This window comes from Actinoallomurus vinaceus (assembly GCF_039542055.1).
GTDB lineage: Bacteria > Actinomycetota > Actinomycetes > Streptosporangiales > Streptosporangiaceae > Actinoallomurus > Actinoallomurus vinaceus.
Window position 1 is genome coordinate 1,037,384 of sequence record NZ_BAABHK010000001.1, and the last position, 25,663, is coordinate 1,063,046.

The 25,663-nt window shown below is 70.7% G+C and carries 23 protein-coding genes; 13 read left to right on the forward strand and 10 right to left on the reverse strand.

All coding sequences use genetic code 11. The features are described 5' to 3' along the window. The first annotated feature begins 71 nt into the window (after positions 1-71). Positions 72-980, forward strand: coding sequence for an NmrA/HSCARG family protein (locus ABEA24_RS04810; RefSeq protein WP_345429376.1), 909 nt, complete (start codon positions 72-74; stop codon positions 978-980). Positions 981-1,045: 65 nt separating this feature from the next. On the opposite strand, the gene ABEA24_RS04815 is transcribed toward ABEA24_RS04810, so the two are convergent. The 4 genes from ABEA24_RS04815 to ABEA24_RS04830 form a co-directional block, all read right to left on the reverse strand. Then, positions 1,046-1,849, reverse strand: a complete 804-nt coding sequence (locus ABEA24_RS04815) for an ABC transporter permease (RefSeq protein WP_345429377.1) — start codon at positions 1,847-1,849, stop codon at positions 1,046-1,048. Then, positions 1,846-2,820, reverse strand: coding sequence for an ATP-binding cassette domain-containing protein (locus tag ABEA24_RS04820; protein WP_345429378.1), 975 nt, complete (start codon positions 2,818-2,820; stop codon positions 1,846-1,848). Before ABEA24_RS04820 ends, ABEA24_RS04815 begins: the two co-directional genes overlap by 4 nt. Positions 2,821-3,180: 360 nt before the next feature. Next, a complete protein-coding gene (locus ABEA24_RS04825; protein WP_345429379.1) occupies positions 3,181-4,053 on the reverse strand; it encodes a DUF4097 family beta strand repeat-containing protein in 873 nt (290 codons plus the stop codon). 68 nt (positions 4,054-4,121) lie between these two features. Continuing rightward, complete coding sequence (locus ABEA24_RS04830; protein WP_345429380.1) at positions 4,122-4,646, reverse strand: toxin-antitoxin system HicB family antitoxin; 525 nt, start codon at positions 4,644-4,646, stop codon at positions 4,122-4,124. 496 nt (positions 4,647-5,142) lie between these two features. On the opposite strand from ABEA24_RS04830, the gene ABEA24_RS04835 reads away from it, so the two are divergent. Continuing rightward, positions 5,143-5,574, forward strand: a complete 432-nt coding sequence (locus ABEA24_RS04835; RefSeq protein WP_345429381.1) for an SSI family serine proteinase inhibitor — start codon at positions 5,143-5,145, stop codon at positions 5,572-5,574. Positions 5,575-5,851: 277 nt separating this feature from the next. After that, positions 5,852-6,217 (forward strand): hypothetical protein, encoded by a 366-nt coding sequence (locus ABEA24_RS04840; RefSeq protein WP_345429382.1) that lies wholly within the window; start codon positions 5,852-5,854, stop codon positions 6,215-6,217. 354 nt (positions 6,218-6,571) lie between these two features. On the opposite strand, the gene ABEA24_RS04845 is transcribed toward ABEA24_RS04840, so the two are convergent. The 4 genes from ABEA24_RS04845 to ABEA24_RS04860 all read right to left on the reverse strand — a co-directional run bounded on the left by ABEA24_RS04845 (position 6,572) and on the right by ABEA24_RS04860 (position 10,701). Next, a complete protein-coding gene (locus ABEA24_RS04845; RefSeq protein WP_345429383.1) occupies positions 6,572-7,492 on the reverse strand; it encodes a phosphotransferase family protein in 921 nt (306 codons plus the stop codon). Positions 7,493-7,653: 161 nt separating this feature from the next. Further along, on the reverse strand, positions 7,654-8,898 hold the full coding sequence (locus tag ABEA24_RS04850) for a coiled-coil domain-containing protein (RefSeq protein WP_345429384.1): 1,245 nt from the start codon (positions 8,896-8,898) through the stop codon (positions 7,654-7,656). Between the two features lie 146 nt (positions 8,899-9,044). Then, positions 9,045-9,260, reverse strand: coding sequence for a TFIIB-type zinc ribbon-containing protein (locus tag ABEA24_RS04855; RefSeq protein WP_345429385.1), 216 nt, complete (start codon positions 9,258-9,260; stop codon positions 9,045-9,047). A gap of 247 nt (positions 9,261-9,507) precedes the next feature. Further along, positions 9,508-10,701, reverse strand: coding sequence for a class I SAM-dependent methyltransferase (locus ABEA24_RS04860; RefSeq protein WP_345429386.1), 1,194 nt, complete (start codon positions 10,699-10,701; stop codon positions 9,508-9,510). 349 nt (positions 10,702-11,050) lie between these two features. Here ABEA24_RS04860 and groES point away from each other — a divergent pair, with 349 nt between their 5' ends. From groES to ABEA24_RS04880, 4 genes are all read left to right on the forward strand, one after another. Next, the gene (gene groES, locus ABEA24_RS04865; protein ID WP_425542373.1) at positions 11,051-11,362 is read left to right on the forward strand and encodes a co-chaperone GroES; all 312 of its coding nucleotides are present in this window, start codon (positions 11,051-11,053) and stop codon (positions 11,360-11,362) included. 90 nt (positions 11,363-11,452) lie between these two features. Continuing rightward, positions 11,453-13,075: a chaperonin GroEL gene (gene groL / locus ABEA24_RS04870; protein WP_345429387.1), complete on the forward strand. Its 1,623-nt coding sequence runs from the start codon at positions 11,453-11,455 to the stop codon at positions 13,073-13,075. A gap of 266 nt (positions 13,076-13,341) precedes the next feature. Beyond that, entirely contained in the window at positions 13,342-13,929 is a 588-nt protein-coding gene (locus ABEA24_RS04875; RefSeq protein ID WP_252841151.1) for a sigma-70 family RNA polymerase sigma factor, read from the forward strand. Then, complete coding sequence (locus ABEA24_RS04880) at positions 13,926-14,705, forward strand: hypothetical protein (protein ID WP_345429388.1); 780 nt, start codon at positions 13,926-13,928, stop codon at positions 14,703-14,705. Before ABEA24_RS04875 ends, ABEA24_RS04880 begins: the two co-directional genes overlap by 4 nt. A gap of 110 nt (positions 14,706-14,815) precedes the next feature. On the opposite strand, the gene ABEA24_RS04885 is transcribed toward ABEA24_RS04880, so the two are convergent. Then, positions 14,816-15,202: a DUF5319 domain-containing protein gene (locus tag ABEA24_RS04885; protein WP_345429389.1), complete on the reverse strand. Its 387-nt coding sequence runs from the start codon at positions 15,200-15,202 to the stop codon at positions 14,816-14,818. A 132-nt stretch (positions 15,203-15,334) separates the two neighbouring features. Between ABEA24_RS04885 and guaB the strand changes: the two genes are divergently transcribed. The 4 genes from guaB (at position 15,335) to ABEA24_RS04905 (ending at position 21,302) form a co-directional block, all read left to right on the forward strand. Next, entirely contained in the window at positions 15,335-16,837 is a 1,503-nt protein-coding gene (gene guaB / locus ABEA24_RS04890) for an IMP dehydrogenase (protein ID WP_345429618.1), read from the forward strand. A 57-nt stretch (positions 16,838-16,894) separates the two neighbouring features. Next, positions 16,895-18,007 carry a GuaB3 family IMP dehydrogenase-related protein gene (locus ABEA24_RS04895; protein WP_345429390.1) on the forward strand — a complete coding sequence of 371 codons (1,113 nt, stop codon included), beginning with the start codon at positions 16,895-16,897 and terminating at the stop codon, positions 18,005-18,007. A 96-nt stretch (positions 18,008-18,103) separates the two neighbouring features. Beyond that, on the forward strand, positions 18,104-19,849 hold the full coding sequence (glpD, locus tag ABEA24_RS04900) for a glycerol-3-phosphate dehydrogenase (RefSeq protein ID WP_345429391.1): 1,746 nt from the start codon (positions 18,104-18,106) through the stop codon (positions 19,847-19,849). 157 nt (positions 19,850-20,006) lie between these two features. Continuing rightward, positions 20,007-21,302 carry a phospholipase D-like domain-containing protein gene (locus ABEA24_RS04905; RefSeq protein WP_345429392.1) on the forward strand — a complete coding sequence of 432 codons (1,296 nt, stop codon included), beginning with the start codon at positions 20,007-20,009 and terminating at the stop codon, positions 21,300-21,302. Between the two features lie 171 nt (positions 21,303-21,473). Here the strand turns inward: ABEA24_RS04905 and ABEA24_RS04910 are convergent, their stop codons facing one another. Continuing rightward, positions 21,474-22,124 (reverse strand): TetR family transcriptional regulator, encoded by a 651-nt coding sequence (locus tag ABEA24_RS04910; RefSeq protein WP_345429393.1) that lies wholly within the window; start codon positions 22,122-22,124, stop codon positions 21,474-21,476. A gap of 200 nt (positions 22,125-22,324) precedes the next feature. Here ABEA24_RS04910 and ABEA24_RS04915 point away from each other — a divergent pair, with 200 nt between their 5' ends. Together ABEA24_RS04915 and ABEA24_RS04920 are read left to right on the forward strand one after the other, a co-directional pair. Beyond that, positions 22,325-23,902 (forward strand): succinic semialdehyde dehydrogenase, encoded by a 1,578-nt coding sequence (locus ABEA24_RS04915; RefSeq protein ID WP_345429394.1) that lies wholly within the window; start codon positions 22,325-22,327, stop codon positions 23,900-23,902. A gap of 8 nt (positions 23,903-23,910) precedes the next feature. Next, a complete protein-coding gene (locus ABEA24_RS04920; RefSeq protein ID WP_345429395.1) occupies positions 23,911-25,632 on the forward strand; it encodes a GMC oxidoreductase in 1,722 nt (573 codons plus the stop codon). The last annotated feature ends 31 nt before the right edge of the window (positions 25,633-25,663 follow it).

A 25,663-nucleotide genomic window follows, 5' to 3' on the forward strand; every position in this document is an offset into this window, starting at 1 on the left:
TTGTCCGCGGCGGTGAAGCGGGGGGAGCATTCCGGATTGCGCCAGTATCCACCATCTCCGGAAAGGGCACCATGACCACCGCGACACCGGCCAATCCCGACTCCCCGATCCTCGTCACCGGCGCCACCGGCAAGCAGGGCGGCGCCACCGCCCGGCGGTTGCTCGCCGGCGGGCGGCCGGTACGAGCCCTGGTGCGCGACCTGACCGCACCCGCCGCCACCGCGCTGGCCGCCGCGGGCGCCCAGCTCGTACGCGGCGACTTCGACGATCCGGCGAGTCTGCCGCCCGCGCTCGACGGCGCCGCCGCCGTGTTCGGCATACCGCCCGTGGCCTTCGGACCGGCCGGACCCGAAACAGATCTCGAAGTGGCCCGCGGCCGGGTGCTGATCGACGCTGCGGCCGCGGCGGGGATCGAGCAGGTCGTGTTCAGCACCGTTGCCTCGGCATCGGACCTATCACCGGGCTGGGGAGGGAAAGTACTGATCGAGGAGTACCTGCGCGACCACATCGCGCTGCCCACCGTGCTGCGCCCGGTCCGGTTCATGACCAACTATCTCGCCGGCGGGTTCATCGGTATCGACGGCATCTCCGACGGCGTACACCGGCACATCTTCTCTCCGCACAAGCCCATGCAGATCATCGCGCTGGAGGACATCGCCGAGTTCGCCGCGCTCGCGTTCGCGGACCCGGCCCGGTTCGCCGGACGCACGCTGGAACTGGCCGGCGACGAACCGACCCCCGTCGAGGCCGCCGCCGCGATCAGCGAGGCCACCGGCATTCCGATCCGGTACGAGCAACTCACCGACGCCGAGGTGGCCGCGCGCGGCCCGGAGATCGCCGAGACCAAGAAGCGCTGGGAGGCCGGTCACCGCTGGCACGCCGACATCGAGGCACTGCGCGTCATCCACCCCGGACTGCGCACCCTCACCGACTGGCTCACCGAATCCGGCGCCGCCGCCATCCGCGCGCTAGAGCAGTGATCGCCGTGGGTTGTCGGGGCTCCAGCCCCGACAACCCACGGCGAGAAGACGGTCAGCGTCGGTGGTCAGGCGCTGACCGCCTTCTTGTAGAGGCGGGTCGCCAGCGGGACGAACACGATCAGCATGACGGCGATCCAGAGCAGCGAGACCGGGATGGCGTGCTGGAGGGGCCAGGCGTCCGAGGTCTTCAGCGCGGCGCTGGTGTTGCCGAAGAGTTCGCGTGCGGCTTTGGTAAAGGTGGAGACGGGGTTCCACTCGGCGACGACGCGCAGCACCGTGGGCAGCTTGGAGCTGTCGAGGTAGGCGTTGGAGATGAACATCAGCGGGAACGAGACCATGGTCGCGATGTTGTTGAAGCTTTCCGGGGTGCGCAGGGCCAGCGCGACGGTCGCGGTGACCCAGGAGAACGCGTAGGCGAACAGCAGCAGCAGCCCGAAGCCCAGGACGGCCTCGAACGGCGAGGTGTGCACCCGCCACCCGACGATCAGTCCCATCACCGCCATGACGATCAGGCTGGCGAGGTTCATCAGCAGGTCGCTGACGGTCTGGCCGATCAGCACCGCGGACGGGGCCATGGGCAGCGAGCGGAACCGGTCGAAGATGCCCTTCTGCAGGTCCAGGGTGAGCGTGTAGCCGGTGGTCTGCGCGCTTATGAGCACGGCTTGGACGAAGATGCCGGGGAGCAGGAACTCCCGGTACGACATCCCCGGGACGTGGATGACGCTGCCGAAGACGTAGGCGAACATCAGCACGAACACGATCGGGAACATGACCGCGGCACCGAGCAGGTCCGGCGACCGCCTGATCTTCAGGGTGTTGCGCTTGGCGATGGTCCAGCCATCGACGATGGGCATGGTGAGCGCGTTCATCGGGTGGCCTCCTGGGCCTGCGGGTCGGAGCCGGACGCCTGGTGCCCGGTCAGGGTGAGGTAGACGTCGTCGAGGGTGGGGCGCCGCAGGCCGGCGTCCCGGACCCGGACTCCCGCCTCGGCCAGTTGCCCGAGGGCTTGGCGGAGGGCTTCGGGGCCGTCGGTGACCGGGACGGTGATCTGGAGTGATTCGGGCACGGTGCGGATGGTGCCGACGGCGAACCAGGCCAGCATCTGGCGGGCGGTCTCCAGCTCGGCGGCGCTGGTCACGGTCAGTTCGATGCGGTTGCCGCCGACCTGGTCCTTGAGCTCATCAGCGGTGCCGCGGGCGATGGCGCGGCCGTGGTCGACCACCATGATCTGGTCGGCCAGGTGGTCGGCTTCTTCCATGTACTGAGTGGTCAGCAGCAGCGTGCTGCCGGCCGCGACGATTTCGGAGATGGTGTCCCATAGCGCGGCGCGGGCGCGGGGGTCCAGGCCGGTGGAGGGTTCGTCCAGGAACAGCACCGGCGGGTCGGCGACCAGCGCGCCGGCCAGGTCGATGCGGCGGCGCATGCCACCGGAATAGCCCTTCACCGGCCGGTCGGCGGCGTCGGTGAGGTCGAAGCGTTCGAGGAGCTCACGGGCACGGGCCTTGCTGCGCTTGGCGCCCAGGTGGTACAGCCGCCCGACCATCTCCAGGTTCTCCGCGCCGGTCAGGTGCTCATCGACCGCGGCGTACTGCCCGGACAGCCCGATACGGGCGCGCAGCCGCCGGGCCTGCCCAGCGACGTCGAATCCGGCGACCGTGGCCCGGCCGCCGTCCGGGGGCAGCAGCGTGGTCAGCACCCGCACCGTCGTGGTCTTACCCGCCCCGTTCGGGCCGAGCAGCGCCAGCACCGTCCCTTCCGGGACCGAGAAACTCAGCCCATCCAGGGCGGTCACCTCGCCGTACCTCTTGACCAGCCCTTCGGCCGTGATCGCATCGCTCATGAGAAATCTCCTTGCTGATGTTCAGGGGTCAGGACCAGTGGATGTCGTTGGACGAGTTGGACTTGCGCAGGCCGGTGGCCTTGAGCGCTGCAGGTATCGGCGAACTTCGTCAGGGTGCGTCAGGACGCGGTGTGCCGCGCAGGCGGCGGCACATCGCCCTGGGTGGAGGGGGATCGACGAGGGGCGGGGATCGCCCGGGCCTCTGCCGGGACATGGGCGAGGCGAACGCGTTTCCGGGCTCGTGACTCTGCGGGGTCACGGAGGCGGGAGAGGCCGAAGCCCGGTCAGAAGGGAGGGAAGTCGGTCGGCGGATCGGTGCCGCCTCGTGGTCGGACGCCGGGGGGCGCCCGTTCGTACGGCTCAGTCCTGAGGGGCCAGGGCGGCGCGGCGGATCACGATGTCGCCGAGGGAGGTGCGGGCGCGGACCTCGACGGTCCGGTCGGCCTCTCCGGGGCCGTCGGCCGTGTCCAGCAGGTTCTGCACGCTTCCGGCGGTGGTATGCACATCGAGCCAGGCCGCAGTGCCCTCGCGGACGCCGACTTCCAGCTGGCCGGCGGCGCTCTGCATGACGATGGAGCCTTGGGAGACCTCACCGATCCGGATCTTGCCCGCGGAGGTCTTCGCCTCGACGTCGGCATGCGCCCGGTCGATCACGATGTCACCACTGGCGGAGCGGACGCGGACGTCACCGGCGGCCTCGCCGACCAGGGCGGCCCCTGAGGAGGTCTTGATCGTGACGGCGCCGTCGGCGCGGCGGAGGCGTACCTCGCCGACTCCTGTGGTGATCTTCGTGTCGCCTGCCACGCGTCTGGCCGTGACGTCGCCGCCGCCGGTCTTCACCTGCAGCGTGTCGGCGTCCTCGATCCAGATGCCGCCGGCGCCGCTGGACACCTCGCAGTCGCCGAGCCGCCCCGCGCAGTGGACGTTGCCCATCCCGGTTGAGGCGTCCAGGTCGGAGCCCGCGGGGAGTTCGACGTCCACCTGGACGGCGGCGTCCTTTCCGGGGCCCAGGGCCATCAGAGCGGTGCGCTTTTTCGCTTTGACCAGCAGCTGTCCGTCGGTGTACTCGACCCGAATCTCCTCCGCGGCTCGGACGTCGCTCGCCTTCGACGCGTCGGCGGGCCGCACCTCGACGACGGTGTCGGTGCGGTCGGACGCGGTGACGCGAATCTCGCAGCTGAGGAGGATGTCGAGCGTCGCGGAGATCGGCTCGGGGGTGGCGAAGGTGGGCATGATGCCGCCTTTCTGGTCGCAGGGTCGATGACCCCGCCGATGGTCGGTGGTGGTGAAGAGGGCCCGGGTCAGCGGGCCCAGCCGGTGTAGCGGTTGCCGCGCGGGGCCGTGCGCCTGCGGACGTCCTGCTCGCGGTCCGTGCGCTCCACGGCCTCGGCGACGGTGCGGACGAGCCAGGCGTTGACCGAGAGCCCTTCCCGGTCGGCGGCCTGTTCGGCCCTGTTCTTCAGCTCTTCGGGGAGGCGGAGGCTGATCCGTGAGACGGTGCCGTCCTTGGCGCCGTAGGACACCGGCGGTGCGGGCTCCACTTCGGGTGCCGTCGCGCCGGCCGTCTCCTCCTCCGCTCCGGTGGCGGGCGTCTCCACGACGAACTCGGGCTCGCCCCTGCGGAGGCGCACGTCCACCGAGCCGGGCGCGAGCTCTCGCGTGATCTCCTCGGCGGCGGCCGACAGTGCCTCCAGCAGGACGAGCCGGACGGCCGACTGCAGAGGCGCGGTGAGGCGCTCGGCGAGCTCGCGGGCCTCATCGCCGCCGGTCTCGGCGGCGACCGCGAGCTCCTGACGGAGCTGGGCGACGTACGACTCCAAGTGCATGACGTCAGCATGGCACACCGTTTGGCGTCATGACAACACCTAAGTGACGTCACTTTGACGTCACGATGGCTCCATGGCGGTCGCGTGGGCGTTACCGGCTGCCGGCTCGGCGGCGGTGGTTGCAACGGGGTGGTGTGACGTGGCCCACTGATGCGGTTCAATTATTCGGAATATTTTGATTCGCCGGGCGACGGGAGCCGCCTCGTTAACCGCAGAAGGGCTGATGGCGGCTCCGATGTGCGGGCAGCTCAGAACAAGTACATCTTTCAATTGTTCCCTTGTGAGATGGCTGGCCGGGTCCGGACAGGCGGGCGGGGGTTGTGTCGAAGATTTCGCCGCCATAACATCCGTGGGCGCAAGGACTTCGCGACGAAACACAGTTGCAAGGGTCTTTGTGGAAAGGTCCCATCATTATGGCGAGGGAACGCCCAAAAGGCGGACCCTCGTCACGCCGAAATGGCTGTCGAACACAGCCCGGCCTGGCAAGGAGGTAGAAATGCGCATGCCTGATTCGCTGCGTGCCGGCGGACGGCGGTTCACCGCGGTGACCGCACTGGGGGTGGCCGCCATGGTCGCCGGCCCCGTCGCGATGGCGGCACCGCCCGCGCCGTCGACCTGGCCGCAGGGCGTCTACACCCTGTCCGTCAGCCCGGTCGAGAGCGGAGAACCCGCTCGTACGGCCGTTCTGACCTGCGGCCCCGACGGAGGCACCCACCTCGCCGCGTCGGCGGCCTGCGACCAGCTGCGCGCCGTCGAGGGGCGGATCGCCGACCTGCCCGAAGAGGCCGGCGCGTGCACGCTGGTCTACGCGCCCGTACGGGTTACCGCGCAGGGCCGATGGAACGGTCGTTCGCGTCGCTATACGCGGACGTTCTTCAATCGCTGCGCGGCGGTCCGCGCGACAGGAGGCGTGATCTTCGCCTTCTGACGGAGAAAATCCAGGTCGACCGGGGTGTCATCCGGTCACTTCGCGAGCTTCCCTGGACGTCGGCTCGGGACGGCGGGGTCCCGAGTCGACGGAGCTCCGCGCCAAGAGGTGATATCGCTGAACCGCGATTTCGCCGCGCTTCACTCCTGTTCTGCTTCGCGCCGCTGAATTCATCGGCGCACGCCACAAAGAGGTGGACATGCGACGCATTATTCTTTTCATTTTCACGCTATTCGTAACGACGGCGACCACCGCCACCGGCGCGTACGCCGCCACGATGGAACCGGCCTCTCCGGCCGGGGGGCCGACGCTCGTCACCTACACGCGGACGGGCGGGTTCGCCGGCTTCGGTGACACGGTCACCGTCGACGCGGCGGGCGTGGCCCGCGTCTCGTCCAAGCCGGCGGAGATCACCCTCAGCGCCGCCGAACTCGACGGCCTACGCGCGAACCTGGACCGGATCCGGACCTGGTGGTCCTCCCCGGCCGGGTGCGACATCGCCGACCACATCGCCTACTCGATCACCTACGGCGAGCGGCGGGCGCGCAGGTGCCACGTCGTACCGCGTGACTGGCAGCCCGCCGTCTCCCAGCTCGACGACCTGCTGGTACGGGTCCGGGCGGGACGGGCCACCGGGGCCTGAACCGCTCAGCGGCCGCAAACGTGGGCGGGTACGGCCGGAGGGGGACGTACTCACCCATGACCGAGCCCCGCGCCGCCACGGCGCGGGGCTCGGCGAGCCGAGGGCCCCTGACGTAGCGAGCCAGAGAGGCGCGACGCCGCCTGGACCGAGGAGCGACGCCGTCCGATGCGGCGACCGGAGCGACGGGGGAGGGCGGCGTCTGAGGCGCACCGATGGCTGAGCAGGGGCGCTGTGACGTCATCATGACGTCACCTCGCCCTCATCGGGCGGACGCCACGTGCCGCGCGCGGAATCGTCGCCGCCAAGCGGGCGCTCGGCACCGAGCCTGCTCCACGCCCGACCCGGCGGCTCCCGTCAGAAGCGGGCCGGGGCGCCGAGGTCGGCGAGGGCGTGGTCGAGCAGATCCTCCAGGGCCGGGATGTCGCGGTCGGCGATCGTCCGGTCGGGCTGCTCGGGGAGCAGGTCGAGGACCGTGCGCAGGTCCCAGTACGGGTCGTGGCGGTAGCCGCCGGACACCTGGTCGAAGCAGGCGGAGAAACGGTCGGCGACCGTGACGTCGTACCGGAGGGCCAGGGCGCGGCGCATGTGGGCGATGTCGATGGCGATCGGGCCGTACGCGGCGGTGGACCAGTCGACGATGCCGGTCAGGCGGCCGCCCGCCCACAGTGTGTTGTCGGGGTGGTAGTCACGGTGGATGAAGTGCGGCACGGCGCCGGGGGTGGGGCCGGCGGCGACGTCCAGCGCGTGCTCCCACAGCGCCGGTCGGCGGGCGTGCCGCGGGGCGAGCCTGATCTCAAGCCGGTTGTACGGGCGGTAGGGCGGCATCGTCGGCGCCCCCGCGACGTCGTGCACGGGGAGCAGCGCGGCCGCCAGCTGGATGAGGTATTCGGGCAGTTCGGCGGGGGAAGGCCGGGGCGGGTGGCCGGGCAGCCGGGTGATCAGCAGTGCGGGGACGTCACAGTGGGCGCCGGAGGGGTCTGCGGCCACGAGCGTGGGCGTGGGGATCTCACACGCGGTGAGCAGGGTCAGCGCCGCGATCTCGAGCTCGGGGGAGAAGTCGATGTCGATGACGGGCCAGCCGGACGACGCCCAGCGCCGCAGCACCAGGCGATGCACGGTGCCCGAGCGGCTCTCCGCCAGCACCGCGTGGTTGACATGGGCCAGGCCGCCGACGATGGGCCGGACCATTTTCACCTCACTGCCGGGCCCCAGGCATTTTTCGATCCAGCGCAGCGTGGCGGCGCTCGGCGGATCGGAGAGCGTGGGGAAGGTCACGGCCCCCATCAAAACGGATTCGGCCGAGGATCGGTAGTGATTTTATCGATGCGAGGCAGTGCGAATGGCATGTCCTTGCGGGTCGGCCGTACAAATTGCGGTTAATGGGGGAATATTGACGGAGTGGCCGCTCTAAGGTGATTTGTGAGCGGCCACGCCCATCAGTCCTTGCCGTCGCGCCGCGGCCGGAGCAACGCTTCGGCCAGCGCCAGCATCGTCTCCTCCAGCGTGACGAGCCGCTTCATCAGGTCCTCATGGACGGTCGTCACCTGCTTGGTCACATCGTGCTGCACCCCGGCGACCCGCTGGTTGACGTCGTCGTTCACCCCCACGACCTGGCGCAGGAGGTCCTCGCGCAACATCTCCATGTGCTTGGTCAGGTCGACGCGGGAGGCGTCGATGACCTTCGTCAACGTCTCCTCGCTCTCGTCCCGGTCGGGCCGGGCGCGCAACTCGTCGATCAGCGGGTCGACCGCCTCGGACAGGCGCTTCTCCAAGGCGTCGAACCGGTCGGTGGGATCGATGAGCGGGCGGTCGCCGATCGCGGCGATCTTGCGGTGCAGCTCGGCGACCTCCAGCGTCACCGGCAGCCGATCGATCTGCTGGTCGACCCCCTCGACGCGGTCGGAGGCCCCGTCGACCTTGGCCTCCAGCGCCTGGAAATGCCCCTCGACCCCGCGGAGCTTGCCGGACAGGCCTTCCAGGCGGCCGTCGATGCCGTCGAGGCGGCCGCCGACGCCCTCGACCCGGCCGTTGACGGCCTCGAGGCCCTGCTCGAAGCGCTCGGCCATGTCGTTCAGCGACTGGTCGACCTTGCCGGCGACGCCGTTGATCTCATGCTCGAGCTTCTCGGACCGGTGCCCGAGATCGGCGAGTGTCTTGTCCAGCCGGTTGAACCGGACCGACGCGGCCTCCATCGTGCCCGCGAGCCGGTCGAGGCGCTTGGTCAGGTCGTCCATCTGCTGGGCGGCCTGCAGCGTCGCGTCGGTGATGCTCCGGCTGGAGTCGAGCACGGCCTGGATGCGGGCCAGGCCCTCGTCGACGTTCTCGGCGATGACGCCGACGTCGGCCCAGAGGGAGGGCAACTCGGCGACGGGCTTGACCCGCTCGCCCACCGACTCGATGTGCTCGGCCAGCCCCTCGGCCCACTCCGGAGGCTTGCCGTACAGCTCGTCGACCTGCCCGCGGACGGTGTCGAGCTGGGTCGTCAGCCCGGTGAGCTCACGCTCCCGGACCTCGCGGAGCAGCCACTCTATTCCCTCCAGCCGCTGGTGGATCTCGTCCAGGAGCTGCCCCGTCGATCGCTGCTCATAGACGTGATCTTGCGCCGCGCGGGCTAGCAATTCTCGCATTCGGTCCGAGACCGGCTGACCCCCTGTCTGCAGGAAGTTGTGATTGGTGTCCACCCGGGTGCTCCTTCGTTTGCCCTGCCGGAAATGGCGGCGGCGTGGATCGCGAGGAGACACTCTATTGAGCGAACCAAGGTCATCGAGCCGAAGAAAAGAAATTCAGGGAAAAGAGATTCCTAGTCGGCTGCGGCAAATTGCCCTTTTCAGGCGCGACGGTGCCGGCCCTCGTACGAGAGCCCCGCCGGATGGCCGCAGACGGCGGCGATCTGCCCTGTGCCGCGCCACATCAGGCGGTCGAGCTCCCCCCGCCCGAGGAACACTCCGCGGCAGCGGGAGCACTCCTCGAACACGATGCCGCCCCGCTGGAAAGCCACCATTCCGGCACCGCACTTCGGACACCGCAGTACGGCGTCGGCCATCGTTCGCCCCCATGTTCGCCCGCGCCTGCCCGGCGCGCACCCGTCATCGCGCCCGCGGCGCGGGCTTCCGGTCGCCAAGAGTAGTCAGCCGGACACGGTCGTGACCGTGGTCTTTGCCGGACTCTGGCGTGTCGCCCACCCCCGCGCGCCACCACCCACGCCGCGTACCGCGCGGCCCGTGCTCGAACGGCAACCACGGGGCGGTGCCACCGTCGGACCGGCCCTTCGGCGCCCGGCGTCGTCTCGCTCAGGCCTCTTGGCAGATCAGGGCGGTCGGGGCGTCGCCCACGCGGGTGAGTACGAGGACGCGTTCCTCGGTGCCGTCCGTGCGCAGGTCGCGGCGCAGCCGCTCGACGTCGCCCGCGAAGCCGCGCTTCTTGATCGTGAGGGTGCCCGTCCGGTGTTCGCGCAGCGCCGCCCGTACCCGCTTCACCGCGAACGGCAGGACGTCCAGGATCTCGTACGGCCGGGCGAACGGCGTCGCACGCAGCGCGTCCGAGGTGATGTAGGCGATCCGGGGGTCGGCCAGCGCTCCGTCGAGCCGGGCCGCGACTTCGGCCACCAGATGCGCCCGGACCACCGCGCCGTCCGGTTCGTACAGATAGCGGCGCCAGTCGGCGATCGGGGGCGGCCCGAGGTCGGGCTCGGCCGTCAGGGTGGCGGCCTCCCGGCCCGGTCGCAGGACGGTCGCCCGGCGTGGTGTGTCGCCCGCCAGGTGGCCGAGCCACAGCGCCGCCTCCTTCACCTCGCCGCCGTCGGAGATCCATTCGGCCTCCGCTCCCGGGGGCACGGCCTCGTGGGGGATGCCCGGCGCCACCTTGACGCAGCCGCCGGGCGCCCGTCCGGCGATGGCGAGCACGGTGCCCAGCGGCGGCAGGTACGCCTCCGGGTCGAAGACCCGCCCACGGGAGGTACGGCGGCCCGGGTCGGCGAAGACCGCGGCGTGCCCGTCCGGATCCTGTGCCGCGGCGTCGCCCGGCCGTACGTCCGCCAGGTCCTCCAGGGCGAAGGCGCGGAGGTTCGCCCGTGCGACGGCGGCGGTGAGCGGGTCCAGCTCCACGCCGATCCCGCCGACGCCCGCGTGGGCGCGCGCGAGGAGGTCGCCGCCGATGCCGCAGCCCAGGTCGAGTACCGTCCCGCGACCGTCGAGCCGGCCGGCGAACCGCTGCGCCCGGTGCCGGGCGACGCTCGCCCGAGTCGCCTGCTCGAGCCCTTGCGGCGTGAAGTACATGCGGTCCGCGTCGGCCCCGAACTTGGCCCGCCCGCGCACACGGAGCCGCGCCTGCGTGAGCGCGGCGCCGACCAGTTCGGCAGGGTGGCGGGTACGCAGCCGGGAGGCGGTGGCCAGGAGCGTGCGCTCGTCGACGTCGGCGGCGCCGATCTCGCCGAGCAGTCCCTGGCCTTCGGGGGTGAGCAGCCCCTGAAATGCGGCGATGTCCACCCGACGACCGTAGTGGCCGAGCGGCAGTGGGCCGGACCGGGCGGCCGGCGAGCCTGGTGGCGCTGGACTATGCCGGGTCGCCGGGCGGATCCTGTCGGCCCGCATCGGGCCGTCGGGTGATCCTCGCGAAAGTCGCATATAACGACAGGTGGGCGGCGCGCGGGACCCCGTGTTGACGCGTTCCCGGCCACGGCATAATCTCCAACTTGGCACTCTCCCTATGAGAGTGCCAATCAAGCGACAGGCTGGTCTGGCACCCGCGACGGCAGGCCACCGTGGTCGCGTCTCCAACATGCGGCTGGCCGCTCTGGTCGGCCGAGGATACGCAATCGAAGGGGAAGGTCAGATCGTGTCGACCGCCACCAAGGTTGTTCTCAAGCCGCTCGAGGACCGCATCGTCGTCCAGCCCCTCGAGGCCGAGCAGACCACCGCGTCGGGTCTGGTGATTCCCGACACGGCCAAGGAGAAGCCCCAGGAGGGCACTGTTCTCGCCGTCGGGCCGGGTCGCTTCGACGACAAGGGTGAGAAGCGCGTCCCGCTCGACGTCAAGGTCGGGGACGTCGTCCTCTACAGCAAGTACGGCGGCACCGAGGTCAAGTACAACAACGAGGAGTACCTCGTGCTGTCGGCCCGCGACGTGCTCGCCGTCGTCGAGAAGTAAGACCCGAACGAATGCGCCGCCCCGGTCATACCCCTATGAGGGTGGCCGGGGCTGTGCACGTCCACGGACACCCATACTTGGAGCTTCCCAATGCCGAAGATCCTGGAGTTCGACGAGGACGCGCGCCGCGCCCTTGAGCGCGGAGTCAACGCCCTCGCGGACGCCGTCAAGGTGACGATCGGCCCGCGCGGCCGCAACGTCGTCATCGACAAGAAGTGGGGCGCCCCCACCATCACGAACGACGGTGTCACCATCGCCCGTGAGGTGGAGCTCGACGACCCGTACGAGAACCTCGGCGCGCAGCTCGCCAAGGAGGTCGCCACCAAGACCAACGACATCGCGGGTGACGGCACCACCACCGCGACGGTCCTGGCACAGGCGCTCGTCCGCGAGGGGCTGCGCAACGTCGCTGCCGGCGCGTCGCCGATCAACCTCAAGCGAGGCATCGACGCCGCCGCCAACTACGTCTCCGAGCAGCTGCTCAAGTCGGCCCGCGAGGTCGACGACAAGGAGTCGATCGCGCACGTCGCGACCATCTCCGCCCAGGACGCCAAGATCGGTGAGCTGATCGCCGAGGCGTTCGACAAGGTGGGCAAGGACGGTGTCATCACCGTCGAGGAGGCCCACACGATGGGCCTGGAGCTGGAGTTCACCGAGGGTCTCCAGTTCGACAAGGGCTACCTGTCGCCGTACATGGTGACCGACCCGGAGCGGATGGAGGCGGTCCTCGAGGACGCCTACATCCTCATCCACGACGGCAAGATCTCCAACGTCACGGAGTTCCTGCCGCTGGCGGAGAAGGTCGCCCAGACCCGTAAGCCGCTGCTGGTCATCGCCGAGGACGTCGAGGGCGAGGCCCTCGCGCTCCTGGTGCAGAACAAGCTGCGCGGCACGTTCGTCAGCGTCGCGGTCAAGGCGCCGGGCTTCGGCGACCGCCGCAAGGCGATGCTGGAGGACATGGCCGTCCTCACCGGCGGCCAGGTCGTCACCGAGGCCGTCGGCCTCAAGCTGGACGGCGTCGACCTCGACGTGCTGGGCCGCGCCCGGCGGGTGACCGTCACCAAGGACGCCACCACCGTCGTCGACGGCGACGGCGAGGCGGCCTCGATCGAGGACCGGATCCGCCAGATCCGCCGCGAGATCGAGGGCAGCGACTCCGACTGGGACCGCGAGAAGCTGCAGGAGCGCCTGGCGAAGCTGGCCGGGGGCGTCTGCGTCCTGCGTGTCGGCGCCGCCACCGAGGTGGAGCTGAAGGAGAAGAAGCACCGTCTCGAGGACGCCATCTCCGCGACCCGCGCGGCGATCGAGGAGGGCATCGTCTCCGGCGGCGGCAGCGCGCTCGTGCACGTCGCCAAGGAGGGCTTCGACGCGCTCGGGCTGTCCGGCGACGAGGCCACCGGCGCGGAGGCCGTCCGCCGCGCGCTGGTCGAGCCGCAGCGCTGGATCGCCGAGAACGGCGGCAACGAGGGCTACGTCGTCGTCTCCAAGGTCGAGGCGCTGCCGGTCGGCTCCGGCTTCAACGCCGCGACCGGGGAGTACGGCGACCTGATCGCCCAGGGCGTCATCGACCCGGTCAAGGTGACCCGCTCCGCGGTCAGCAACGCCGCGTCGATCGCCGGCATGCTGCTCACGACCGAGGCGCTGGTCGCGGACAAGCCGGAGGAAGAGCCGGACGCCGCTGCCGGTGGTCACGGTCACGGCCACGGCCACTGATCATCGATTCGGCCGGTACGACGGCCGGAAGATCACCCGGATGCCCTCGCCACGGATGTGGCGGGGGCATCCGTCGTCTCGGGGCGCCCGTTCGCTGACTGTATGTAGTTGATCGATCACGTTGAGAGATAAAGGCGGGTCGGGATCAGTACTGTGACCATTCCGTTGTCATCAACGATGGAGACAGGCGCGATCTCGGTGGGCATCATGCTTTCGTGACCGAGGGAGCGATCGCCGGGGCCGCGGTTCGGGGTGCTGCCGACGAAATACGGGGGAGACGTCCGGCGAAAGCCGACGACAACGAGCTCAGGGAACTCACGAGCCTTGCAGTCCAAGGCGACCCGGAGGCGGTCGAGTCCCTGATCGGGCGGGTACGCCCCATGGTCGTACGCTACTGCCGGGCACGGCTCGGCCGGGTGTCGGGGCAGTACCACATCGCGGACGATGTGGCCCAAGAGGTGTGCATCGCCGTGCTCGGTGCGCTACCGCGCTACCGCGACATGGGCCGGCCGTTCGCCTCGTTCGTCTTCGGCATCGCGTCGCACAAGATCGCGGATGCGCTGCGCAGCGCGATCCGCGCCGCCGTGCCCACCGAGGACCTGCCCGACGGCCCCGACGAGCGGCCGGGCCCCGAGGAGACGGTCGTCCGCTACATCGAGGCCGAACGCGCCAGGGACCTTCTCGACCGGTTGCCGGATCATCAGAAGGAATTGGTGCTTCTGCGGGTGGTGGCAGGTCTGTCGGCTGAGGAGACCGGTAATGTACTGGGCATGTCAGCCGGGGCCGTCCGCGTCGCCCAGCACCGGGCTCTCGCCCGTCTTCGAGCGATGGCGAGTGAGGAGTCGATCGCTTGACCGGTGGGGGTACCGCCACTCCCGAGCCGCTCGACCTCAGTGAGATCAGCCGTAGCGGCGACCTGTTCGACGCTCTGGCCGGGCGCCGCGTCACCGATCCGGGCGCCGGATTCGAACCGTCCGACGACCCGGCCGCACGCCTGCTGGCCGCCCTGATCGCCGACGTCGACGTGGACGCGCCGCCGTTGCCCGCGCCCCCACCGCGTGTGTCGTGCGGTGGCTCGAAGACGTCAGGCCGCCCGGTCGTCCGGGCGTTCGTCACGTTCGGCGCGGTCACGGTCCTGCTGACGACGGCGGGTGCCGCCGTCGCGGGCGGCGGGGGCGATCGCGAGCCGAAGGCCCACGCGCCCTTGGCCCGCATCGAGGCCTCGGAACGCTCCAAGGCGCACCTCGAGTCGGTCGTCCGGGCGTTCCCCGGCGGCCCGCGCCCGTCCGTCGGCAGAACGCCCGCCGCGTCACCGCGCCCATCCGAGACGAAGACGTCCGAAGCACCGACGAAACCGCCTGCGGGAGCCCCGGCGAAGGGCCACACCCCCGGCTACGTCGGGCCGAAGCATCCCCGGGGGCACGGCCCGGACACCGGGCACTCGACCAGCCCGTCGCCGACCCCGACCCCGACCGCGCCGGCCGATCCCACCCCGAGCCCGTCCACGTCCCCCACCACGTCGAAGCCATCTGGTGAGACGTCCGCCACGGATCCCGACCGGTCGCGGCGCACGGCCAAGAGGCGCTCTTCGGGCACCGGCCGCACGTCAGCGGATCACGACCGCCGGTAGGGCGGTCTCCTTCAGGTAACGGCGATCACGGCCGGCCGGCGGCCCGCTCAGGGGATCACGGCAGGTACGACGACGAGCCCCTCAGTTCGAAAGGTACGGCGGCGCGGCCCTCAGCTCGAGTGGCCTTCCTCACTGTCGATGACGCCGTCCACGTAACCGCGGGCGTACTCCCAGCTGACGTAGTCCTCCGGGGCGGCGGCGATCGCGGGCTCGTGGACGCGCGGCAGCCCCTCGTCGAGCAGGTGACGCAGGTTGCCGTGCAGGAGGTCCCAGTCGATGTGGTGGGCCCTGCCGCAGTCGCCGCAGTCGACCGTCAGGCCCTTGATGCCCAGCGGCTCGAGCAGGGCACGGAAGACCTCCAGGTCGGCCAGGTCGGCCAGCACGTCCTCCCGCTCCGTCGTGCTCAGCGGAGCGGTCTCGTCGCTCGGATCGCCGAGCGCGGCGGCCGGGTCCTCGGGATCGTTCGCGAACGGGTCGAGCGGAGCGTCATCGTGCACAAACCCACGCTACCTGAGTAACGGTCGCCGATTCGTTCCTTGTGGCGACCCTTCGCGGCCGTTCGACACGCCCGACTAGGATGGGGGCAACGCTTCGCTGATCAGGCCCGACACCGCGACCCTTTCCGGATGATGCCCATGACTTCCGCGCCCGAGTCCGCCAAGTTCGCCTCGCAGGGCCTCACGTACGACGACGTGCTGCTCGTGCCCGCGTATTCCGATCTCGCGCCGGGTGACGCCGACACGTCGACGCGCCTGTCGCGGTCGATCACGCTGCGCATCCCGCTGGTGTCCGCGGCGATGGACACCGTCACCGAGGCGCGGATGGCGGTCGCCATGGCCCGGCAGGGCGGCCTCGGCGTGCTGCACCGCAACCTGCCGATCGACGAGCAGGCCCAGCAGGTCGACCTGGTCAAGCGCTCCGAGGCGGGCATGGTCAACAACCCGGTGACCTGTTCGCCGGACGACACGCTCGCCGACGTCGAGGCGCTGTGCGCGCACTACCGCATCTCCGGCGTCCCGGTGACCGACGCCGACGGCGTCCTCGTCGGCATCGTCACCAACCGGGACATGCGGTTCGAGACGGACGCCGCGCGCCCGGTGCGCGAGGTGATGACCAAGATGCCGCTGGTCACCGCGCCGGTCGGAGTGTCCCGCGACGAGGCGTTCGCGCGGCTGCGCGCCAACAAGGTGGAGAAGCTCCCGCTCGTCGACGGCGCCGGCCGGCTGCGCGGCCTGATCACGGTGAAGGACTTCACCAAGAGCGAGCAGTACCCCTTGGCGACGAAGGACGCGGCCGGGCGGCTCGTGGTCGGTGCGGGCGTCGGCGTGGGCCCGGAGGCCGAGCAGCGCGCCAAGGCGCTGATCGAGGCCGGCGTCGACGCGCTGGTGGTGGACACCGCGCACGGCCACTCGCGCGGCATGATCGAAATGGTCGCCAAGCTCAAGGCCAACAGCAACGCCGACATCATCGCCGGCAACGTCGCGACCAGGGCCGGGGCGCAGGCGCTCGTCGACGCGGGCGCCGACGCGGTGAAGGTCGGCGTCGGCCCGGGCTCCATCTGTACGACGCGCGTGGTCGCCGGTGTCGGCGCGCCCCAGGTCACCGCCATCTACGAGGCCGCGCTGGCGTGCGGCCCCGCCGGGGTGCCGGTGATCGGCGACGGCGGCCTGCAGTACTCCGGCGACATCGCCAAGGCGATCGCCGCGGGCGCCGACACGGTGATGCTGGGATCGCTGCTCGCGGGCTGCGAGGAGAGCCCCGGCGAGCTGATCTTCATCAACGGCAAGCAGTACAAGACCTACCGGGGCATGGGCTCGCTCGGCGCGATGAAGAACCGTGAGCGCGGCGGGTCGTTCAGCAAGGACCGCTACTCCCAGGAAGACGTCGCCGGCGAGGACAAGCTGATCCCCGAGGGCATCGAGGGCCAGGTGCCCTACCGGGGTCCGGTCGCGGCCGTCGCCCACCAGCTCATCGGCGGCCTGCGCCAGGCCATGTGGTACACCGGCTCCCGCACGGTCGGCGACCTGAAGGCGAACGGCATGCTGATGCCGATCACCGGGGCGGGCCTGCGGGAGAGCCACCCGCACGACATCCAGATGACGGTCGAGGCCCCCAACTACCAGGTCCGCTGAGAGTTTCACCGGCCGTGACCCGTCGTGGTCACGGCCGAAGCATGGGAGAGGACGTACATGGCTGAGGTCGAGATCGGGCGGGGCAAGAGCGGCCGGCGGGCGTACGCGCTCGACGAGATCGGCATCGTCCCGTCGCGGCGCACCCGTGACCCGGAGGAGGTCAGCGTCGCGTGGCAGATCGACGCCTACCGCTTCGAGATGCCGCTGGTCGTCGCCCCGATGGACAGCGTGGTCAGCCCGGCGACGGCGATCGCCATCGGCCGCCTCGGCGGCCTGGCCGTGCTCGACCTCGAGGGGCTGTGGACCCGCTATGAGAACCCCGAGTCGCTGCTGGCCGAGATCGCCTCGCTGGACGACGCCACGGCGACGCGACGGCTCCAGGAGCTGTACGCCGAGCCGATCAAGGAAGACCTGATCGGGCGGCGCATCGAGGAGATCCGCGACGCGGGCGTGACCGTGGCGGCCCGGCTGTCGCCGCAGCGCACCGCCCAGTACCACAAGGCGGTCATCGACGCGGGCGTGGATCTGTTCGTGATCCGCGGCACCACGGTCAGCGCCGAGCACGTCTCCGGGCGGGCCGAGCCGCTCAACCTCAAGCAGTTCATCTACGACCTCGACGTCCCGGTGATTGTCGGTGGCTGCGCCACCTACACCGCCGCGCTGCATCTGATGCGCACCGGCGCGGCCGGGGTCCTCGTCGGCTTCGGCGGCGGCTCCGGGCACACGACCCGTACGGTCCTCGGCGTCGCGGTGCCGATGGCGACGGCCATCTCGGACGTCGCGGCGGCCCGGCGCGACTACCTCGACGAGTCCGGCGGCCGGTACGTCCACGTGATCGCCGACGGTGGCATGCGGCAGTCCGGAGACATCGCCAAGGCCCTTGCGGTCGGCGCCGACGCGGTCCTGGTCGGGTCGCCGTTCGCGCGGTCGACGGAGTCGCCGGGCCGGGGCTACCACTGGGGCAGTGAGGCGCATCACGATGAGCTGCCGCGCGGCAAGCGGGTCGAGCTCGGCTCGATCGGCACGCTTGAACAGATCCTGTACGGCCCGTCGAACGTCGCCGACGGTTCGATGAACCTTATCGGCGCGCTCCGGCGGGCCATGGCGACCGCCGGCTACTCCGACCTGAAGGAGTTCCAGCGCGTCCAGGTCGTCGTCGCCCCGCACTGACCCCGCCTTGGGCGCACTCCACTCCCGGTAAGTGTTTTGTGACTGACGGGCCACCGACGTAGCGTGGTCAACGCAGACGTCCAAGGGGGGTGCGCCATGGCGGTTGAGGAGCCTGAGAACGAGGCGAACCGGTCGCGTCTCGGCCCGTCCGAGCGCGCGGCCGCGCTGGACCGGATGGGAAGCGGCGAGGAGTTCGACGTCGTCGTCGTAGGCGGCGGCATCGTCGGAGCCGGTGTCGCGCTGGACGCGGCCACGCGCGGGCTGACCGTGGCCCTGGTGGAGGCCCGCGACTTCGCCGCCGGGACGTCCTCGCGGTCGTCCAAGCTGATCCACGGCGGTCTGCGCTATCTCGAGCAGCGCGACTTCGAGCTGGTCCGTGAGGCGCTCACCGAGCGCGGGCTGCTGCTGGGCCGCATCGCCCCGCATCTCGTCCGGCCGGTGCCGTTCCTGTTCCCGATGACCCATCACGTGTGGGAGCGCGCCTACATCGGGGCAGGCGTGGCCCTGTACGACGGGCTGTCCATCTCGATGGGCCAGGACCGCGGTGTGCCGCACCATCGGCACCTGACGCGCACGCAGGCGCTTCGCATCGCGCCGTCGCTGAAGCGCGACGCCTTCGTCGGCGCGATCCAGTACTGGGACGCCCAGGTGGACGACGCCCGCTATGTCGCGACCGTGCTGCGCACCGCGGCGGCGTACGGCGCTCAGGTGGCCTCCCGCGCCCAGGCCGTCGGCTTCCTGCGCGAGGGCGAGCGGGTGACGGGCGTACGGGTCCGGGATCTGGAGTCCGACCGGCGGCTCGAGGTGCGCGCCAAGCAGGTCGTCAACGCGACCGGCGTGTGGACCGACGACATCCAGGAGCTCGTCGGCGGACGCGGCCAGATCCACGTCCGCGCGTCCAAGGGCGTGCACCTGGTGGTTCCCAAGGACCGCATCCACTCGTCCAGCGGTGTGATCCTGCGCACGGAGAAGTCCGTGCTGTTCGTCATCCCGTGGGGCCGGCACTGGATCATCGGCACCACCGACACGCCCTGGGATCTGGACAAGGATCACCCGGCCGCGTCCAAGGCCGACATCGACTACGTCCTGGAGCACGTCAACGCCGTGCTCAACACGCCCCTCACCCACGACGACGTCGAGGGGGTGTACGCCGGGCTGCGCCCGCTGCTTTCGGGAGAGTCGGAGGAGACCTCGAAGCTCTCCCGGGAGCACGTCGTCGCCCACCCGGTGCCGGGCCTGGTCGTCATCGCGGGCGGGAAGTACACCACCTACCGGGTGATGGCCAAGGACGCCGTGGACGCGGTCGCCCACGGCCTGGACGGCAAGGTGCCGGGGTCCTGTACCGACCAGATCGCCCTGGTCGGCGGCAACGGCTTCCAGGCGCTCTGGAACGCCCGCCACCGCCTGGCGGAGAGCTCGGGGCTGCACGTCGCGCGCATCGAGCACCTGCTGCGGCGGTACGGCACGATGATCGAGGACCTGCTCGCCCTCATCGAGGAGCGGCCGGACCTCGGCAGGCCCCTCGAAGGCGCCGAGGACTACCTGCGCGCCGAGGTCGTCTATGCCGCGACCCACGAGGGCGCCCGGCACCTCAACGACGTGCTGACCCGGCGGACGCGCATCTCGATCGAGACGTGGGACCGCGGCGTCGGCGCGGCGCGGGATGCCGCCGAGCTGCTCGCGCCCGAGCTGGGCTGGTCGCAGGAGCAGACCGAGCGGGAGATCGAGTACTACCACAAGCGCGTGGAGGCCGAGCGCGACTCTCAGGCGCAGGTGGACGACCAGGAGGCCGACGCGACCCGGCGTGGGGCCCCGGAGATCGTCCCGACCACCTCTCCCTGAATCAGATTTCCGGAATGTAAGACGTAGGCGGCCGGTTCCGGTCGTTCGATTATCGTTGAATGCCCCATTTTGGGGACTTCTGTCCATAGAAACTCCTGTATCGTGTCCGGGCTAATGGTGCTAATGCGCCATAAACCCGGTTTGGACAGGAGTTCGTGTGGCGAAGTCGCTGACGCGCACCGTGGGGGTACTCGCGACCGGTCTGCTGGTCGCCGGAGTCGCGGCGGAGGGCGACGCCGCACCGGTCACGCCTGGCCGGGCCGCGGCCGCCGTACGGGCGGCCGGGTCCGACATCGACGCCCAAGCGCTCGGCGACCGCGAGCTGCTCGGCGACGAGGCCGCCCGGAAGGCCTCCGTACGGACGGGGCCGATCTTCAACACGCCGACCGGCGGCAAGGCCAAGCAGCACGCGATCGCGACCCGGATCGCCCAGCTGATCTCCGGTGCCCCGAAGGGCGCGGTCATCTACGTGGCGATGTACCACTTCTCGACGAAGGACCTCGCCAAGCAACTCGTCAAGGCGAAGAAGCGCAAGGTCAACGTCCGGGTGGTGCTGGATTACGAGTCGTCGCGCTACAAGGCGTACAAGACGCTGAAGAAGGCGCTCGGTTCGAATCGGAAGAAGTCCTCCTGGGTGACCCTCTGCGCCAAGGGGCGCGGCTGCATCGGGCCGCAGTTCAACCACAACAAGTTCTTCCTGTTCTCCACCACGCGCGGGGCGAAGAAGGTCGTGCTGCAGACCTCGGCCAACGCGACGTACAACTCCCGCGACCTGCAGTGGAACGACGCGCTCGTGCTGCGGAACGCGGGCGTGTACGCGGCGTACCGGCGTTACCTCTACGACCTCGCCAAGCAGCATCACACCGGCAACTACCACCGGGTCGTGCACGCGGGGAAGTACCGGCTGGACTTCATGCCCTGGTCGTCGGGTGATCCGGTCAGCCAGCACCTCGACAAGGTGTCGTGCGCCGGCGGCACCCGCATCCGCCTCGTCATGGGCCACTTCACCTGGCAGCCGATCGCGCAGCGGCTCTGGAGGCTGGACGACGCCGGGTGCCGGGTGCAGGTGGTGTTCGGCCACGTCGGCCAGTCGGTCCTGCGGGACCTGACCAGGACCGGCGGCCGCCACGGCGGGCCCGAGCTCCGGTACCTGCCCGAGAACGGCAGCGCGTACGAGCATTCCAAGTACCTGCTCATCGACGGCCGGTACCTGGGCAAGAAGCAGAAGGCCGTCTTCACCGGCAGCAGCAACTACACCGACCCCGGCTTCCACGCCCACGACGAGGCGATGATCGGCGCCGTCGACGCCACGCTGGAGAAGCAGTACGTCGCCAACTTCGGCACCGTGTTCGCGCACGGCAAGGCGATCAAGTCGGCGGCCGACGCCAGGTCCGCCGCTCCCGGCGTCGTCGAGCCGGACAACGCCGACGACACCGGAGAGAACGACGACTGACGCCCCGCCCGGGCCACACACCGTCCGGGCCCGGCTCAGGCGGCGTGTCGCCCCACGTCACAGGTCAGGTGGCGTGTTGTCCGAGTTACGGTCCGGGCACCGCGTCGTCCGGCGTCACGGCTCGGGCGGCGTGTCGGCCGGGTTGCAGCCCAGGCGGCACGTCGGCAGAGGTCACGGCTCAGGCGGTGCGTCGTCCGCCGACGGCGCCAGGAGGAGGCCGACGCCGGAGCCGTACAGCTCGGCCGGGACCCGCTCCGGGTCGAGCAGGTGCTGCAGCGTCAGCCCGAACTCGATCGCCATCGCGAGGGACGCCCGGTCCTCGGGGGACATCTCCGAGGACCCGGCCGCCAGGTCGGCGGCGAGTTCCTCCCGGCGGGCGTGGTACCAGTCGGCGATCCGCCAGCCGGCCGAGAAGTCGCGCATCCCGAACAGCCACAGTTCGACCAGCAGCAGCGCCCGCATGCGGGTCTCCTCGTCGGACAGCCGCTCGGCGTAGTTCCGGCCCGCGTCGGCGAGCCGCTCGTCCGATGAGCGCTCGGAGTCGCACAGGCCGGGAATGGCGCCGAGGACGGCCTCGGCCTGGGTGTAGCGCTCGAGCAGGGCGAGGACCAGGTCGGATTTGCTGGCGAAGTTGGAGTAGACGGCGCCCTTCGTGAGTCCGGCCCGGCCGGCGATCTCGTCGAGTGACGCTCCGCGGATTCCGCGCTCCGCCCACAGGTGCTCCGCCGCGTCGAGGAGGGCGGCCCGGGTCTGGGCACGCCGCTCCTGCCGAGGTGTGCGGGCCTCGTCCTTGACAGCGGACTGCTGCGGGTCGGAGATCATTCTTCCCCCTGCTCGTCGTCCTTCTGGCCTCTCTCCCCGGAATACACCGTGGACCGCAATCCGAGCCAGCAAATGCAGAACAAGGTGGCTCTGGAACGTACCGAAATGGCATTGGGGACAGGGCCTGAGGCTCTGACCATGGAAGTAATTAATTACTGTGCGGTAGCCATGAAGAGGGCTCACGTCTTAGAGTTCCCTCCATGAACGCACCCGCAGCGGCGTCCACGGGCGCGCGCGCCACCGCCCCGGACCTCGCTCCCGAGCTCGTCGAACGGCTGACCCGCCGTGTCGCGGCGGGCGACGCGACCGTACGGATCGCCGCGCCGTTCACCGGGGAGCCGTTCGCCACCCTGCCCGTCTCGACCGCGGCCGACGTCGCCGCCGCGTACGACCGCGCCCGAGCCGCCCAGGAGTCGTGGGCGCGGCTGTCCCCGGCCCGGCGCGCCGAGCCGTTCCTGCGGTTCCACGACGCGATCCTCGACCGCCGCGCGGAGATCCTCGACCTCGTCCAGCTGGAGACCGGGAAGGCGCGCCGCCACGCCTTCGAGGAGGTCCTCGACGCGGCGGGAAGCACGCTCTACCACGCGCGACGGGCCCCCGGCCTGCTCCGGCCGCGCCGCCGCCAGGGCATCATGCCCGCCGCCACCCGCGTCATCGAGCTTCGCCACCCCAAGGGCGTGGTCGGCGTCATCTCGCCGTGGAACTACCCGCTCGCCCTCGGCCTGACCGACGCGGCGCCCGCCCTGCTCGCCGGCAACGCGGTCGTGCACAAGCCGGACACCCAGACCGCGCTGTCCACCCTGTGGGCGCTCGACCTGCTCGTCGAGTGCGGCCTGCCCGAGGATCTATGGCAGGTGGTGGTCGGCGAGCCCGCGGAGATCGGCGACCCCCTCATCGAGGGCGCCGACTACGTCGCCTTCACCGGCTCCACGCGGGGCGGGCGGGCGATCGCGGACAAGGCCGCGAACCGGCTGATCGGCTACTCCCTCGAGCTCGGCGGCAAGAACCCCATGCTCGTCCTGGACGACGCCGACGTCGAGCAGGCCGCGCAGGGCGCCATCCGCGCCTGCTTCACCAACGCCGGCCAGCTCTGCATCTCGATCGAGCGGCTGTACGTCCACGACAAGATCTACGACCGGTTCGCCGAACGCTTCGTCCACCGCGTCAAGAACATGCGGCTCGGCGCCGGGTTCGACGCGGACATGGGCTCGCTCACCTCCCAGCGCCAGCTCGACACGGTTACCCGGCACGTGCAGGACGCCGTCGCCAAGGGCGCGAAGGTCCTCGCCGGCGGGCGGCCGCGCCCCGGCGCCGGGCCGTACTTCTTCGAACCCACCGTCCTCGAGGGCGTCACCGAGGCGATGGAGCTCTGCGGCGGCGAGACCTTCGGCCCGGTCGTCGCGCTCTACCGGTTCTCCTCCGACGACGAGGCCGAACGCCTGGCCAACGCCACGCCGTACGGGCTGAACGCCAGCGTCTGGACCCGCGACGTCGCCCGCGGCCGCCGTCTCGCGGCGCGGATCAAGGCGGGCACCGTCAACATCAACGAGGGGTACGCCTCCGCCTACGGCTCGTACGACGCGCCCATGGGCGGTATGAAGGACTCCGGGGTCGGCCGGCGGCACGGTGCCGAGGGCCTGCTCCGTTACACCGAGGCCCAGACGATCGCCAGCCAGCACGGGTTCGGCTTCGAACCGGTCCTCGGCATGTCGTACGAGACCTACGCAGCAGTGATCACGGGGGGTCAGAAGCTGCTGAAACGCCTTCGCCTCAGGTAGGAGCGCACATGGACCACGACGTAGTGGTGATCGGATCGGGATTCGGCGGGAGCGTCACCGCGCTGCGCCTCACCGAGAAGGGGTACCGCGTCGCGGTGCTGGAGGCCGGCCGTCGCTTCGACGACCCCGACGGCGCGCCCGGCGAACGCCACCGCGACCTGCCCAAGACGTCGTGGCGCACGCGCCGGTACCTCTGGGCGCCCGCCCTCGGCCTGACCGGGATCCAGCGCATCCACCTGCTGCGCGGTGAGAAGGGCTCGCGGGTCCTCATCATGGCGGGCGCGGGGGTCGGCGGCGGGTCGCTCGTCTACGCCAACACGCTGTACGAGCCACCGCAGCCGTTCTTCGACGACCCGCAGTGGCGGCACATCACCGACTGGAAGGCCGAGCTCACGCCGTTCTACGCGCAGGCCAAGCGCATGCTCGGCGTCCGGACCAACCCGACCATGACCCCCGCCGACCAGGCGATCAAACGGGTCGCCGACCGGATGGGCCGCGGCGACACCTTCCACCTGACCCCGGTCGGCGTCCTGTTCGGCGAAGAGGCGGGGAAGCCGGTCGACGACCCCTACTTCGGCGGCGCCGGACCGCGCCGCGCGACCTGCACCGAGTGCGGATCCTGCATGACCGGATGCCGGGTCGGCGCCAAGAACATGCTCACCGAGAACTACCTCTACCTGGCCGAACACTCCGGTGCGGAGATCATCCCGATGGCGACCGTCACCGCCGTACGGCCCCGCCCCGGCGGCGGGTACGAGGTCACGTTCACCCGCACCGGCCGGCGCGGCGCCCGCTGGCGGCGCACTCTCACCGCCGAGCACGTCGTGTTCGCCGCCGGGACGTACGGCACGCAGCGGCTGCTGCACCGGATGAAGGCCACCGGCACGCTGCCCCACCTGTCCGACCGGCTCGGCGTGCGCACCCGGACCAACTCCGAGGCGATCCTCGGCGTCGAGCGGTTCCGGAGCAAGGGAGACGACCACTCGCGCGGCCTGGCGATCACGTCGTCCTTCCACCCGGACGAGCGCACCCACGTCGAGCCCACCCGCTACGGCCCCGGCTCGAACGCCATGGGCGCCCTCCGCTCTCTGCTCATCGACGGCGGCGGACGCGTGCCCCGCTGGGCGAAGTTCCTCGGCCGGGTGGCCATACGTCCGTGGGACCTGGTCCGCCTGCCGAACCTCCGTAACTGGTCCAGCCGGTCGATCATCGCGCTGGTCATGCAGACCCGCGACAACTCGATCAACGTCGAGCCGTCCCCGTCCGGCCGCGGCCTGCGCGCCCGCCGCGGCCACGGCGAGCCCAACCCGACGTGGATCCCCGAGGCACACCGCGCGGTCCGGATGCTCGCCGAGGAGATCGGCGGGTTCCCGGGCGGCAGTTGGCTCGACCTGTTCGACATCCCGACGACCGCGCACTTCATCGGCGGCTGCACGATCGGGGACTCGCCGGAGGAGGGCGTCATCGACCCCTACCACCGCGCGTACGGCCACCCGGGCCTGCACATCGTGGACGGCTCCACCGTCTCGGCCAACCTCGGCGTGAACCCCTCGCTCACCATCACCGCCCAGGCCGAACGCGCCATGGCCTTCTGGCCCAACCGCGGCGAAGACGACCCCCGCCCCGCTCTCGGCGCCCCGTACACACGTCTCACCCCGGTCGCCCCGAAGAACCCGGCCGTCCCCGCCGACGCCCCCGCCGCCCTCCGCCTCCCCATCACCCCGGCCTGACCCCGATCGTCTTAAAAATGATCTCCTGAGT

Coding starts and splice junctions, on each gene's coding strand:
- ABEA24_RS04920 (WP_345429395.1), top strand. CDS start 23,911: ATGGACCACGACGTAGTGGTGATCGGATCGGGATTCGGCGGGAGCGTC.
- ABEA24_RS04910 (WP_345429393.1), bottom strand. CDS start 22,124: ATGATCTCCGACCCGCAGCAGTCCGCTGTCAAGGACGAGGCCCGCACA.
- ABEA24_RS04895 (WP_345429390.1), top strand. CDS start 16,895: ATGGCTGAGGTCGAGATCGGGCGGGGCAAGAGCGGCCGGCGGGCGTAC.
- ABEA24_RS04810 (WP_345429376.1), top strand. CDS start 72: ATGACCACCGCGACACCGGCCAATCCCGACTCCCCGATCCTCGTCACC.
- groL (WP_345429387.1), top strand. CDS start 11,453: ATGCCGAAGATCCTGGAGTTCGACGAGGACGCGCGCCGCGCCCTTGAG.
- ABEA24_RS04835 (WP_345429381.1), top strand. CDS start 5,143: ATGCGCATGCCTGATTCGCTGCGTGCCGGCGGACGGCGGTTCACCGCG.
- glpD (WP_345429391.1), top strand. CDS start 18,104: ATGGCGGTTGAGGAGCCTGAGAACGAGGCGAACCGGTCGCGTCTCGGC.
- ABEA24_RS04820 (WP_345429378.1), bottom strand. CDS start 2,820: ATGAGCGATGCGATCACGGCCGAAGGGCTGGTCAAGAGGTACGGCGAG.
- ABEA24_RS04815 (WP_345429377.1), bottom strand. CDS start 1,849: ATGAACGCGCTCACCATGCCCATCGTCGATGGCTGGACCATCGCCAAG.
- ABEA24_RS04855 (WP_345429385.1), bottom strand. CDS start 9,260: ATGGCCGACGCCGTACTGCGGTGTCCGAAGTGCGGTGCCGGAATGGTG.
- ABEA24_RS04840 (WP_345429382.1), top strand. CDS start 5,852: ATGGAACCGGCCTCTCCGGCCGGGGGGCCGACGCTCGTCACCTACACG.
- ABEA24_RS04830 (WP_345429380.1), bottom strand. CDS start 4,646: ATGCACTTGGAGTCGTACGTCGCCCAGCTCCGTCAGGAGCTCGCGGTC.
- ABEA24_RS04915 (WP_345429394.1), top strand. CDS start 22,325: ATGAACGCACCCGCAGCGGCGTCCACGGGCGCGCGCGCCACCGCCCCG.
- ABEA24_RS04825 (WP_345429379.1), bottom strand. CDS start 4,053: ATGCCCACCTTCGCCACCCCCGAGCCGATCTCCGCGACGCTCGACATC.
- guaB (WP_345429618.1), top strand. CDS start 15,335: ATGCCCATGACTTCCGCGCCCGAGTCCGCCAAGTTCGCCTCGCAGGGC.